The organism is Pseudorhodoplanes sp., assembly GCF_046289595.1.
GTDB lineage: Bacteria > Pseudomonadota > Alphaproteobacteria > Rhizobiales > Xanthobacteraceae > Pseudorhodoplanes.
In genome coordinates this window covers 1-13,371 of the sequence record NZ_JBKBVB010000119.1, presented here as the reverse complement: position 1 = coordinate 13,371, position 13,371 = coordinate 1, and the positions used below count along the sequence as shown (strand labels likewise).

11 protein-coding genes and 1 pseudogene are annotated in these 13,371 nt (G+C 65.2%); 3 read left to right on the top strand and 9 right to left on the bottom strand.

Translation table 11 applies throughout. The features are described from left to right. Positions 1-945: MFS transporter (locus tag ACK41X_RS19310; protein WP_409726624.1), on the top strand; the 945-nt coding region annotated here is incomplete at its 5' end. A 27-nt stretch (positions 946-972) separates the two neighbouring features. On the opposite strand, the gene ACK41X_RS19305 is transcribed toward ACK41X_RS19310, so the two are convergent. The 7 genes from ACK41X_RS19305 to ACK41X_RS19275 form a co-directional block, all read right to left on the bottom strand. Beyond that, complete coding sequence (locus ACK41X_RS19305; protein WP_409726622.1) at positions 973-1,593, bottom strand: hypothetical protein; 621 nt, start codon at positions 1,591-1,593, stop codon at positions 973-975. A gap of 49 nt (positions 1,594-1,642) precedes the next feature. Continuing rightward, the gene (locus tag ACK41X_RS19300; RefSeq protein ID WP_409726620.1) at positions 1,643-2,848 is read right to left on the bottom strand and encodes an NnrS family protein; all 1,206 of its coding nucleotides are present in this window, start codon (positions 2,846-2,848) and stop codon (positions 1,643-1,645) included. Positions 2,849-2,950: 102 nt separating this feature from the next. Then, positions 2,951-4,882, bottom strand: coding sequence for an ATP-dependent zinc metalloprotease FtsH (gene ftsH / locus ACK41X_RS19295; protein WP_409726618.1), 1,932 nt, complete (start codon positions 4,880-4,882; stop codon positions 2,951-2,953). A 194-nt stretch (positions 4,883-5,076) separates the two neighbouring features. Further along, positions 5,077-6,180, bottom strand: coding sequence for a tRNA lysidine(34) synthetase TilS (tilS, locus tag ACK41X_RS19290; protein WP_409726616.1), 1,104 nt, complete (start codon positions 6,178-6,180; stop codon positions 5,077-5,079). Then, on the bottom strand, positions 6,167-7,231 hold the full coding sequence (ybgF, locus tag ACK41X_RS19285; protein ID WP_409726614.1) for a tol-pal system protein YbgF: 1,065 nt from the start codon (positions 7,229-7,231) through the stop codon (positions 6,167-6,169). The genes tilS and ybgF overlap by 14 nt, the downstream gene beginning before the upstream one ends. A gap of 89 nt (positions 7,232-7,320) precedes the next feature. After that, on the bottom strand, positions 7,321-10,479 hold the full coding sequence (locus ACK41X_RS19280) for an efflux RND transporter permease subunit (protein ID WP_409726612.1): 3,159 nt from the start codon (positions 10,477-10,479) through the stop codon (positions 7,321-7,323). 17 nt (positions 10,480-10,496) lie between these two features. Continuing rightward, positions 10,497-11,639: an efflux RND transporter periplasmic adaptor subunit gene (locus ACK41X_RS19275; protein ID WP_409726610.1), complete on the bottom strand. Its 1,143-nt coding sequence runs from the start codon at positions 11,637-11,639 to the stop codon at positions 10,497-10,499. Positions 11,640-11,745: 106 nt separating this feature from the next. Here ACK41X_RS19275 and ACK41X_RS19270 point away from each other — a divergent pair, with 106 nt between their 5' ends. Together ACK41X_RS19270 and ACK41X_RS19265 are read left to right on the top strand one after the other, a co-directional pair. Further along, entirely contained in the window at positions 11,746-11,970 is a 225-nt protein-coding gene (locus ACK41X_RS19270; protein WP_409726608.1) for a hypothetical protein, read from the top strand. Further along, the gene (locus ACK41X_RS19265) at positions 11,919-12,260 is read left to right on the top strand and encodes a type II toxin-antitoxin system RelE/ParE family toxin (protein ID WP_409726628.1); all 342 of its coding nucleotides are present in this window, start codon (positions 11,919-11,921) and stop codon (positions 12,258-12,260) included. The genes ACK41X_RS19270 and ACK41X_RS19265 overlap by 52 nt, the downstream gene beginning before the upstream one ends. Before the next feature lie 53 nt (positions 12,261-12,313). Here the strand turns inward: ACK41X_RS19265 and pal are convergent, their stop codons facing one another. Together pal and tolB are read right to left on the bottom strand one after the other, a co-directional pair. Next, entirely contained in the window at positions 12,314-12,781 is a 468-nt protein-coding gene (pal, locus tag ACK41X_RS19260) for a peptidoglycan-associated lipoprotein Pal (protein ID WP_409726626.1), read from the bottom strand. A gap of 334 nt (positions 12,782-13,115) precedes the next feature. Further along, positions 13,116-13,371, bottom strand: a pseudogene (gene tolB, locus ACK41X_RS19255) (Tol-Pal system protein TolB); the annotation flags it as partial.

The following is a 13,371-nucleotide window of genomic DNA, read 5'->3' as shown; positions in this document are numbered from 1 at the left end:
CGCACCGTGATCGCCACCGCGATCGCGCTTCTGATCCTGCCCGGCGTGATGATGGCGTTTGCGCACAGCCTGGAAATGCTGCTGTTCTGGCGTTTCGTGCAGGGCCTGTTCCTGCCGCCGATCTTTGCGGTCTCGGTTGCCTATATCGGGGCCGAATGGAAGGCGCGCGAAGCGACGGCAGTGACAGGAACCTTCATCGCCGCGACCGCGGTCGGCGGATTTTCCGGCCGCATGATGACCGCGGCGCTCGCCGAGACCGCCGGCTGGCGGACGGCAATGCTCGCCGATGCCGCAATCACTGCGCTCGGCGCGCTTCTTGTGATCGCGCTATTGCCGCGCGAAAAGAACTTCACCCGCGGCACCACACTGACCGCATCGCTGCGGCAAATGGTGATGCATCTGCGCAATCCGCGGCTGCTCGCCACCTTCGGTGTCGGCTTCGGCATCATGTTCAATTTCCTGTCGGCCTTCACCTATCTCGGCTTCCGGCTGGTGGCGCCGCCCTTCAACCTTTCAACCGCGACCGTCGGCGCGATCTTCGCCACGTATCTCGTCAGCATCGTCACCGCGCCCTTTACCGGAGGACTGGTGTCTCGGTTCGGGCGACGCAATTTCGGCCTGATCGCGCTCGGCTTCTGGATGGCCGGCATTCTTTTGACGCTCGCGCCGTCGCTGCCCGTGATCGTCGCAGGACTTCTGCTGATTACCGGCGCGGGGTTCTATGTGCAGGTCTGCTGCCAGAGCTTCGTCGCGACCCACGCGCGCGAAGGCAATTCGTCGGCGGTCGGGCTTTACGTCACCGCCTTTTATGGCGGCGGCAGTTTCGGCGGGCTGATCCCCGGCCTCATCTGGAGCGCCACCGGCTGGTCCGGCGTGGTCACGGTGATCGTCGCGATGCTGCTGATCATGGCGGCGTTCGTCCGCTTTGCATGGCGCGAGACCTGAACGGGACGACTGCCGGACCTTCGCAGATCAGTTCGCCGCCCGATCTGCGCTCGGATGCCAGTGCGGGCGATAGCCCGCAGCGAGGACCGCGACGATGGACGGCGGCGTCAGCAGGTCCGCGTCGGCCCGTGCCGGCCGCAGGAGCCGCTCCCCGTAGCCCGCAGGTGACCAGCGCAGCAGCATGTCGCCACGCACGGCGTAGGCGTCATCGCCGATTGCGATCGTCGATCCGTCCGGGAGATCAGCGACTTCGCGGCGATGCCTCCGCTTCTTGCCCCCGGCCAACCGCTCGCCATGCAACACCGCATCCATCTCAGCCGCTCGCGGACGGTGACCGCACGCCCGGCCCCACGCATCCGCAAAGTCGTTCGCATCGGCGCGCCGGCATTCGAAGCAGGGACGGTGACCGGCCGCGAGCGCGGTCACCTCGTCGAGAAAAAACAGCTCGGTGTAACCGTCGCCCCAGACGCCGCGTCGCCGCCCGTTGAATACGAGCCGGCAGCAGATCCACTGCATCGAGGCCCAGCACCGCGCCGTCAGCCTGCGCGCGTCATCGTGAATGCGGCCGCCGCGATTGCCCATGAACAGGCCGCGGGCCTTGCTCGTGAACAAATCGCCAAAGGGATCGCATCGATTCTGTAGCGGCATGCAGGCTTATACCGCTTTTGGCAGATCGGGCCTGGAGACGAGGAAACGCTCAGACGGCGCCTCGCTGCCAGACCGGAGGCTTGCGGATCAGAAGCGGGCCATAGCTTGCAGCAAAGGCGCCGAAGGCAAGCACCCACAGGCTCGCCGAGCCGTGCAGCAGGCCGATGCTGCCGGTCATCGCCGCCGCGATGCGCAGCAAGGCCGCGGCGAACAGGCACAGATAGATCGCCTGAGTCCGCGCCGTAGCCATGAGCGGCTGCCCGGTATGGCCGAGACTCGCGCGCGTCATCACCGCCATCGTCATCAGACCGATGGCGCCGGCGGTCCAGGCATGGATGCCGGCGGTCGCGGGAGCTGCCAGCGGCCACACAATGGCGGCGCCGGTCAGCAGGAAGCCTGCAGGCACGAAGGCATACGCGACATGCAGCACCAGCACGAGACGGTCACGCAAGGTCCGGTCTCCAGCCCAGCGCGCAAGCCGTACGATATGCATGAAAGCTGCGGCAATCAGCAAGGCGCCGCTCCCTATCGCGGACGGCGCAACAATCCACGACAGCAAGGCAAGCGCCGACGCCGCAAGAGTCATCATGTCATAGCGGCCGAACGGAACCGGCAGGCGGCCGGGATTCTCGCGGACCAGCCAGTTGTGGGTGAAGCTTGGAATGATGCGCCCGCCAACCAGACTGATGAGCAGGATCACTGCGGCGATGCCCACACGGGTGCCGTAATCGCCGGCGCCCGTACGGATGGTCTCGACGTGAAACGCAATATTGCCGAGCGCCAGCACCCCGACGATCACCAGCACACGCAGGTTTCGCCAGTTCCGACCGGCAATCACCTCACGCGCCGCGACACCCAGCAAGACCAGCAGAAAGGCGGTGTCGATCATTGCCGCTACCGGAAGACCGATCGCAGCCGTCGTCAGCATCGCGACACGCCCGCCGATCCACAGCGCAAATAGCGCGGCAAGCGACGGTCCACACACCGGCAGGCGTCCGGTCCAGTTCGGTATCGCAGTCAACAGGAAGCCGGCGACGATGGCGGGGACATAGCCGTACAGCATCTCGTGGATGTGCCAGTCCAGCGGCGCGATAGCGGACGGCCATTGCCATACGCCCGCATATATCGGCACCCATATGAGGATGCTCAGCGCCGCCCATAGGCCGCCGCCTAAAAAAAACGGACGAAATCCATAGGAGAAAAATGCGGGACCGGCGTAGTTGCGCCGGCGCTCAAGTGCGGCCGGGATGCTCATAGCAGCCAGATGCAGGAGACTGAAAAGTTCCGCGTTGATCTACATCAGGCGCTTACGAAAACGCCCGCCGGAGGCGGGCGTTTTGCATTGTTTGAATCAGCGTCAGGCCTGCGGCTGCGGCGCGATATCGCCGGCCGGCGGTTCTGGCTCGGGCCGCGGGCGCACCTTGCCCGCGGGCGGAACCGCCGAAGCCCGCGGCTGCGACGGCTCGGTGAGGCCTTCGCGCACCGGCGGTTTGCCGGCAAGCAGATCCTTGATCTCCTCGCCCGACAGCGTCTCGTATTCGAGCAGACCCTTGGCCAGAGTCTCGAGATCGGCGCGCTTCTCGGAAAGGATCTTGCGGGCCTCGGCCAAGCCTTCCTCGACCAGGCGCCGAACCTCGACGTCGATCTTCTTGGCAGTCTCTTCCGAGATATTCTGCGTGCGCGACACCGAATGGCCGAGAAACACCTCTTCCTGGTTCTCGCCATAGGCGACGGTGCCGAGTTCGGGCGAAAAGCCCCAGCGCGTCACCATCATGCGGGCAAGGCGCGTCGCCTGCTCGATGTCGGACTGCGCGCCGGACGTCACCTTATCGTGGCCGAAAATCATCTCCTCGGCGACGCGGCCGCCCATCATGATCGCGAGCCGCGAGGTCATCTGCTCGTAGCTCATCGACAGCTTGTCACGCTCGGGCAACTGCATGACCATGCCGAGCGCGCGGCCGCGCGGGATGATGGTCGCCTTGTGCACCGGATCGGTCGCCTTGACGTTCAGCGCAACAATGGCGTGGCCGCCTTCGTGATAGGCGGTGAGGAGCTTCTCCTCTTCGGTCATGACGAGCGACTTTCGCTCGGCGCCCATCATCACCTTGTCCTTGGCATCCTCGAATTCGTGCTGCGTGACCATGCGCTTGTTGCGGCGCGCGGCCATCAGCGCAGCCTCGTTGACAAGGTTCATCAGGTCGGCGCCGGAGAAACCGGGCGTACCGCGGGCAATGGTCTTCAGGTTCACGTCGGGCGCCAGCGGCACTTTGCGCACATGTACTTTCAGGATTTGCTCGCGGCCGACAACGTCGGGATTCGGCACGATCACCTGGCGGTCGAAACGGCCGGGACGCAAAAGCGCGGGATCGAGCACGTCGGGCCGGTTGGTGGCGGCGATCAGAATAATGCCTTCGTTGGCTTCGAAGCCGTCCATCTCGACCAGGAGCTGGTTCAGCGTCTGCTCGCGCTCGTCATTGCCGCCGCCGAGACCGGCGCCGCGATGGCGGCCGACCGCGTCGATTTCGTCGATGAAGATGATGCATGGTGCGTTCTTCTTGGCCTGTTCGAACATGTCGCGCACGCGGCTGGCGCCGACGCCCACGAACATTTCGACGAAGTCCGAACCGGAAATGGTGAAGAACGGCACGTTGGCTTCACCGGCCACGGCGCGCGCAATCAGCGTCTTGCCGGTACCGGGAGGACCGACCAGCAGCACGCCGCGCGGAATGCGCCCGCCGAGGCGCTGGAATTTCGAGGGGTCGCGCAGGAATTCGACGATCTCCTGCAGATCCATCTTGGCTTCGTCGACGCCGGCAACATCTTCAAAGGTCACGCGGCCATGCGCCTCGGTGAGCAGCTTCGCCCGCGATTTGCCGAAGCCCATGGCCTTGCCGGCGCCGCCCTGCATCTGGCGCGAGAGGAAAATCCAAACGCCGAACAGCGCGATGAACGGCAGCCACGAGACAAGCAGCTGGACGAACCACGGCACCTGCTCCTGCGGCGAGCGCGCGGTGATGGTGACGCCCTTGCCATAGAGACGCTGGACCAGCGTCGGGTCGTTCGGGGCGTAAGTCGTGAACGGCTTCAGGTCGGTGAAGGTGCCGTGAATCTCCTGGCCCTGGATCACCACATCGCGGACCCGGCCGGCATCGACTTCGGTGAGAAGCTGCGAGAAGGAAATGTCCTGCGCCTGCTGGCGCTGGTTGGGCGACTGGAACAGCGTGAAGAGCGCAAGCACGAGCAGGACAATGATCACCCAGAGGGCGAAATTCCGGAGATTTGCGTTCATCACGTGTCCTTGTCGAAGCGCGCCGGCATCGGCGCGGCTTGCATGCAATCGAGGCGGGTCATGCTGTTCGAATACATCCCCCGCCTCGGGCAATGTATGTCTGCCGTCCCCGCCTGCCAAGGGAACCCGTCACAGGAACCGGCCGCGCCGATCGCGTCCGAACGGCGCGAACCGATAACCCCAAAAACAGCATTCTAGCGCGTCCCGGACCTGCCCGATCGGTCAGTTTCCGCTGTGGTTAAGGCCGGAATACGGCGTCCGTGGTGCCTTACCGGGGCGGTCCGCCTGCGCGGCGCACGCTCGATGACGAGCGTCCGCGCCTTGGCGGTCACCATCGCGCCCGCCAGCGTGCGACGAAAGGCGGAGCCCGCCGGCGCGGCTTTCAGCGCTTCGAACAGACTTTCCAGTTTCCCAAGTTCGACCGTCCCCTCGTCTCCGGCGTGCCCGATCCCCTGGGCGAGCAGCCGCAAACCGATCTCGTCCGGCAGCGCCACAAACCGCATGCGGTCGAATTCCAGCCTGGCGCCCTCGCCCCACGGTGTCAGCGAGATCCGGTCCCGCGCGGCCGTGACAGCCGCCTGAAGCGCATTCTCTGCGCGTTGGAGGCGCCGCGCCAGTGTCGCGAGGCGTTCGGCAGTCAGCCCCTCACGGGCCAACGCGGGCATCAGATGGCGCAATCTCGGGCGGGTGAAGCGCGGATCGCGATTGCTCGGATCGTCCGCGAAAGCAATGCCGGCCTTATCCAAGGTCGCGACCAGCCGGGCCTTTGGAAGCGCCAGCAGCGGCCGCGCCAGTGAGAGTCCGGGCGCGCCCGGATAGGACGCCCGTCCGGTCATTGCTTGCAATCCTGTCGGGCCGCTGCCGCGCAAGAGCCGCAGCAGAACAGTCTCGGCCTGGTCGTCGAGCGTATGCGCGGTCAGCACGAAGCATGCGCCGGCCTGTCTCGCCGCCGCTGCGATCAGAGCGTAGCGGGCCTCGCGCGCCGCAGCCTGGATGCCGGATTTCGGCTTGGGACCGGTCCAGCGCAGCGTGCGATGCGCAACCCCGAGCTTTCGCGAAAGGGTCTTCGCCGCCGCCGCCTCGCGCGCCGATTCCTCGCGCAATCCGTGATCGACGGTTACCGCAATCAGCTTTGGCGGCTCGCTGAGACTGTCGCGCCAGCGCGACGCCAGCCAGAGCAGGGCTGTCGAATCCGGCCCGCCGGAGACAGCGATCGCAATCGTGTGCTGATCCGCAAACGGCGCGAACAGGCTGCACGCCTCCGCGTCCGAAACCGGCTGCGGATCAGCAGCCGACACGCTTCTGTTCCCGCTCGACCGCCTGCTTCACATTGGCCGATGCGCGCGGATATTTGCGGCCGACCTCGGCGAAGGATGCGCAGGCCATTTCCTTCTGCCGGATCGCCGCAAGCGACTGGCCAAGCCGCAAGAGAGCATCGGGCGCGCGCGACGCGGTCTCGAATTTTGTGGTGACGACCAGGTAGGACTCAGCCGCCTCCTGAAATTGCCTGCGATTGAAATAGCTTTCGCCGAGCCAGTAATGCGCGTCGGCCGCCATCCGGTCGGTCGGGAAGCGTTCGAGAAAATCGCGGAAGGTCTGCTCGGCCGAGGCGAAGTCCTTCTGCCGCATGAAGCCGACACCGAGATCGAGATAATCCTTCGGGGAATTGCCGGGGGGCTGCACGGCTGCAACGCCTGTGCCGCTCATCTGGCGCTCCGGCGGCGGCAGCGCAATGCCGCGGCGGGATGGATCGTTGGCGGAAAGGTCCATCGGCACGCCGGGCCCGCCGCCGGCGCCGTCGAAATCGGCCGGCGGTGCGGAGGGCTGGCCGGGGGGCAGCGCGCCGAGCGGGCGCGGCGCACCCGGCGCGGCAGGATTGGCATTCGGATCGAAGGCATCGCCGCGCCGTCCGGCCGGGCTCTGCGGCGCAACGATGGCCCGGTCGTCGCGATGGGCAAAGCGCGGATCGGCGCCATAACGCGGATCGGCAAAACGCGGATCGGCACCCTGATCCATCGGCATATCGCCGTCGGAGCGGCGGCCCGGCGCCGGCATTGGCTGCTGCACCGGCGGCTGGGCCTGGGGCAACGGCTGCTGCTGCGGGCGCTGCGGCTGCGCCGCCGCAGCCGGGGCCATACCGGCGCCGCGCAATTGCTGCTCGAGCCGCTGGTTGCGGAACTGCAGCTGCTCGACCTCCCCGGTCAGCTGCCGGACCTGGTTTTCCAGCGCCTCCAGCCGCATCACGATATCGGATGCCGAGACCTGCGCCGCAGCGGGCGCCGGGCCGGCGGCAAGCCCGCCGGTCAGCAACGCGACGGCGACAACGAGAATATGCGGCTTCGGACGCATGCGGCAGCTCTGCAAACGCGGGGAGGATGTCACTGTCATAGCATAGGCGCTGCGACGTCGAAATTATGACTGACCGCTTTAACCCGCCGTTAACCGGCGGGCGTCGCTGCGGACGCCTTGGCCTTCTTGCGCGAAGCCAGCCATTCCTCGAAGCGCTGGACCATGACGAACAGCGACGGCACGAACAGCACCGCAAAACAGGTCGAGGCGATCATGCCGCTGAATACGGTGAGGCCGATCGACTTGCGCGCGCTGGCGCCGGCGCCGGTCGCCAGCACCAGCGGCACCATGGCGATGATGAAGGCGAACGAGGTCATCAGGATCGCCCGGAAGCGCGCCTGGGCGGCTCCGATCGCCGAGTCGAGGATCGGCTTGCCATCGCGCACCCGCCATTCGCGCGCCACCTCGACGATCAGGATCGCATTCTTGGCGGCGAGCGCGATCAGGAGCACGAGGCCGATCTGGGTGTAGAGATTGTTGTCGACGCCGAGCCCTTTCAGCGCCAGCACCGGTCCGACCAGAGCGAGCGGCACCGACAGAATGATGGAGACCGGCGCATACCAGCTCTCGTACTGGCCCGCGAGCACCAGATAGACCAGCAGCATTGCGAGCGCGAACACGATATACATCTGGTTGCCGACCGCTTTTTCCTGATACGACATCGCGGTCCATTCGAACGCGGCGCCGCGCGGCAGCGTGCGTTCCGCAATCTGCTCCATCAGCGAGATCGCCTCGCCCGACGAAAAGCCCTGCGCCGGCAGCCCGATGACGGTCGAAGCCGGATAAAGATTGTATAGCGTGATCAGCGACGGGCCGACCGACGGCCTGATCTTCACCAGCGTGCCGATCGGAACCATGTCGCCCTTGGTGTTGCGCACCGAGAGATGGTTGATGTCGTCGGGCTGCACCCGGAACTGCGAATCCGCCTGCACATAAACCTGGAAGGTGCGGCCGAATTTGTTGAACTGCGCGACATAGCTCGAGCCGAGATAGCTGGCGATGGTCTGAAACACCTGGTCGACCGGCACGAACAGGGTCTGCGCCTTCACCCGGTCGACCTCCACAACAAGTTGCGGCACGTCGGCACGGAACGAAGTCTGCACCCGCTGCAATCCGCTTTGCGACTGCGCATTGCTGACGATCTGGTTGGTGATCGCCTGCAGCTTGGTGAAATCGAACGAGCCGTCACGCAGCTGCACCATCATGGTGAAGCCGCCGGCATTGCCGATGCCCTGAATCGGCGGCGGCGGCAGCACCGCGACCTTGGCCTCCATGATCTGGTCGAATGCGGCCGAGAGCTTGGTGAACAGCGGCAGCAATTGCTCGTCCTTGCCGCGCTGGTCCCAGTCCTTCAGCACGATATAGACCACGCCGGCATTGGCCAGCGTCGCGTTGTTGTCGAGCGCCGAAACGCCCGCGATCGCCAGTGTCGATTCCACGCCGGGCGTCTTGCCGGCGATTTCGCCGACGCGCTGCAGTACATCGTTGGTGCGCTCGAGCGATGCGCCGTCCGGCAATTGCACGGTGGCGAGCAGATAGCCCTGGTCCTCGATCGGCAGGAAGCCGGTCGGGATCCGCGACAGGCCGTATCCCGCCGCGCCGATGACCAGAAGCGCAACGGCGGTCGCGACACCGGCATGGCGCACCAGAACGCCGATCAGTCTCAGATAGCCGCGCTCGCCCGCCGCATAGACGCGGTTGAAGGCGCGGTAGAGCACGTTGCGCTGTTCCTGCGGCACCGTCGGCCGCAGCCACAGCGCGCATTGGGTCGGCTTGAGCGTTGCGGCGTTGATCGCGCTCAGGAGCGCGGTCGCGGCGATCACCAGCGCAAATTGCGCATACATCTGCCCGGTGAGTCCGGGCAGGAAGGCCGCGGGAATGAACACCGACATCAGGACCAGCGTGATGCCGATGATCGGCCCGAACAGCTGATCCATGGCGCTGATCGCGGCGTCATGGCCGTTCATGCCGCGATCGATATTGTGGGCGGCGCCCTCCACCACCACGATGGCGTCATCGACCACGATGCCGATCGCCAGCACGATCGCGAACAGAGTCGAAAGGTTCACCGTAAAGCCAAGCGCCCACATCGCCGCAAACGCGCCGATAATGGTGACCGGCACGGTGGTGGCCGGCACCAGCATGGCGCGCGAGTCCTGCAGGAAGACCAGGATCACGATCAGCACCAGCACCGCCGCTTCGATGAGCGTCCGATAGACCTCGTTGATCGAGGCATTGACGAATTTCGTGGTGTCGAACGGGATCTGGTATTGCACGCCGGGCGGAAACGCCCTGGCGAGGTCCGCCATCTTCTCGGCAACGAGCTGGCGCACCTGCAGCGCATTCGCACCCGGGGTCTGGAAAATGCCGAGCGCCGCGGCCGGCTGTCCGTCCTGGGTAAAGATCTGGCTGTAGGTCTGCGCGCCGAGCTCGACCCGCCCGATATCCTTGATGCGCACCAGTTGACCGCCGGCGCCATCGCCGGTCTTCACCACCACATTCTCGTATTGCTCGACCTCGCTGAGCCGGCCGGCAATATCGATGGTGTACTGGAAATTCTGACCCGCCGGGACCGGCGGAATACCGATCTGTCCGGCCGTCACCTGCTGGCTTTGCGATTGCAGCGCCTGGATGACGTCCTGCGGCGTCAGCCCGAAGCCATAGAGCTTGTTCGGGTCCATCCAGACCCGCATCGAATATTGTCCCGCGCCGAACACATTGACATTGCCGACGCCGGGAACGCGCGAAAGCTCGTCGCGCAGGCTGATGGTGCCGTAATTGGCCAGGAACAGACTGTCGCGGCTCTTGTCCGGCGACGTCAGCGTCACGAACATCAGGATCGCGGTGGATTTCTTCTGCACCGTGACGCCCTGCGCCTGCACCGCCTGCGGCAATTGCGAGAGCGCGCTGGAGACGCGGTTCTGCACCAGCACCTGCGCGAAATCGAGATCGGTGCCGATCTTGAAGGTGACCGTCAGCGTATAGGTGCCGTCCGCCGCACTGGTGGACTGCATATAGATCATGCCCTCGACGCCGTTGACCTGCTGCTCGATCGGCAGCGCGACGGTGTCGATGACGACGCGCGCGCTGGCGCCCGGATAGCGGGTCTGCACCTGCACCGTGGGGGGCGTGACATTCGGATATTGCGAAACCGGCAGGTTGATGAGCGCGACGAGGCCGACCACCACCATCAGGATCGCGATGACATTGGCGAGGACCGGCCGCTCGATGAAGAATTTGGAAATCACCGTTCGTGCGCCCCCGGTCAGGATTGCTTCGGCGCGGTCAGCGTCTGCGGCTTGGGCTCGACCTTCTGGCCGGGGATCGCCCGCAACAGCCCGTCGACCACCACGCGGTCGTCCGGCTTGAGCCCCTCGAGGATCACGCGCAACGGCCCGACATGCTGGCCGGCCGTGATCGGCCGCTGCTCGACCACATTGTCGGCATTGAGCACCAGCACATAGCGTCCGCCCTGGTCGGCGCCGATCGCAACATCGGGCACCAGCAGCCGCTCCTGACCGGGACCGGGCACGCGCACCCGCACGAAATAGCCGGGCAACAGGGCGGCCGTGGGATTGTTGAGAATGCCGCGCACGGCGAGCGTGCCGGTGCCGGCCGCCACCTCAGGCGCTGCATAGTCGAGATGGCCCTTGTGCGGAAAGCCGCTGTCGGTTTGGGTGCCGATCTCGACCGGGATATTGCTGACATCGTTCGAGGTGTCGCCCATCTTGGCGCGTTCGGCGCGGATGCGCTGCACCTCCTGCTCGCTGACATTGAAATTCACCCAGATCGGATCGACCTGGACGATGGTCGCGAGCTTGGTCGGGGTGTTGTTGGCGCCGACATATTCGCCGACCGAAACCAGGCGTGCCGTCACCACGCCATCGAATGGCGCTTTGACCTGCGTATAGTCGTAATTGATCTTGGCCAATTCGGTATTGGCCTGGGCCTGTTCCAGATTGGCCTTGTCACTGTCGCGCTGCGCCAGCGCCTTGTCGTAATCGGCCTGGGTGCCGACCTGCCGTTTGAGCAGATCGTCACGCCGCAGGAATTCGGCCTCGGCCTGCGCCAGCACGGCCCTTGCGCCGTCCTCTGCTGCCTTGGCCTGCTCCCATTTCACCTTATAGGGCTCGGGTTCGATCTCGAACAGCAACGTGCCCTTCTTCACCAGCGAACCGTCCTTGTAATGAATCGCGGTGACGAAGCCCGGGATGCGGGCGACCAGATCGACGGAGTTCACCGCCGCCAGCGTGCCGGTCTCCTCGAGATAGCCAATGACCTTGATGCTCAGCGGATTGGCGACCGCGACCTGCGGCGGGGGCGGCGGAACATAGCGGTTGGGCTCGTCGCATCCGGCGACGAGGAGCGGCGCGGCGATGGCGAAAGCGGCGGAGATTCGGGAAATCATGGCGGCACATACGATCCCGCGCTCATGGAGCTTTGGCAAGGGCAAAGCGGCAACCGGGCGGCTGTTTCGTCTTTGCGCAAGGAGCCGCAGAGGCTAAGATATTTTTATGACGAAATTGCTCGAAAAGGCTCTGGAAGTCGTGCGCGCCTTGCCTCCCGATGCACAGGACGAAATCGCGCACGCCATGCTGAATCTTGCAACTGACCAGACTGTCGAGCAGGTCCACCCGGGACACTTGTCGGCCGTGCTCGAAGGACTCGCGCAGGCAAAGCGCCGGGAATTTGCAAGCGACGCGGAGATCGACGCCGCCTTCCGCCGCTTCGAGCAATAAAGCTCCGCTTCGCGCCGCGCGCCACGAACGATCTTTCCGAAATCGCCCTCTATCTTCACGCCAAAAGCCCGCAAGCCGCCCTCCGGGTCCGGGCGGCCATTCTCGAGTCGCTCCAGTATCTGCTTCTGTTTCCGCGTGCCGGCCGAAGGCAGACGATCGAAGGGCTCCGGAAGCACGTGGTGCGCCGCTATCCGTATCTCATTTATTACATTGTGGATGAGACAAACGACGAAATCGTCGTGGTCTCGATCATGCACCCGTTGCGGGAGCAAGAATTTTCAGATGCGTAACGAAAAACCGGCGCCGCGAGGGCGCCGGTTCAACGAAACGTCATGCCGGAGATTTAAGAGCTGGCGTTCAGCACCGTGACCGCGCGGCGGTTCTGCGACCAGCAGGAGATGTCGTTACACACCGCGACCGGCCGCTCCTTGCCGTAGGAGATGGTGCGCATGCGCTGCGGGTTGACGCCGCGCGAAGCGAGATATTCGCGCACGGCCTGGGCCCGGCGCGCACCGAGGGCGATATTGTATTCACGGGTGCCGCGCTCGTCGGCATGGCCTTCGATGGTGAAGGTGTATTGCGAATAGCGGTTCAGCCACTGCGCCTGGTTGTCGAGCGTGGCGCGCGCCTGCGGGGTCAGCGTCGATTGATCGGATTCGAAGAACACGCGGTCGCCGACATTGACCACGAAATCCTGCTGGCTGCCCGGCGTCGCAACGCCGCCCGCGCCGGCCTGATCGCCCGGCTTGTTGGCGCAGGCCGACACCGCGAGCGCGGCGGCCAGTACGCCGATCAGCCCGACCGCGCGCATCAATCCGCGCAAATCGAAACGGCGCAGGGATTGTCTCACAGCAATCATCCCGGTGACTCCATTCACGTCTCAGAGGAAAGGTTTAAGCCGCGATCGTTAAGCGAACCTTCCGTCAACCTTGACTGCGCCTTACAAAGCGCCCCGAAATGCGACGCTACGCCGCAAACCCTTGTTAATGGTTACTCACGCCTTAACGCCGAAAATGCGGCGAGTCGCGCCCAATTTGCGGTCGCTGCCGCGGTGTTGCGCATAACACACGGGAAAAGCCGAAAGCGGCGGCGCGCTTCGACGCCGGCGGCCCGCCAGGCGCCGCGCAGCCCGCGCGAGACAGCGCCTATGACAAGAGCGGCGACCAAGCCGGGTCGGACGCAAAGCTCGGCGTCGGAATGCGCTGTTCGTTGCGGCCGGTGATGTCCACCGAATAGAGCGCCGGCCCTGCGGAACCCGCGCCTTCGCGGAAGAACATGATCACGCGGCCGTTGGGCGCGAAGGTCGGGCCTTCGTTGTGAAAGCCTTCGGTGAGAATGCGCTCGCCCGATCCGTCGGTGCGCATGATGCCGATGGCGAAGCGGCCGCCGCCCTGCTTGGTG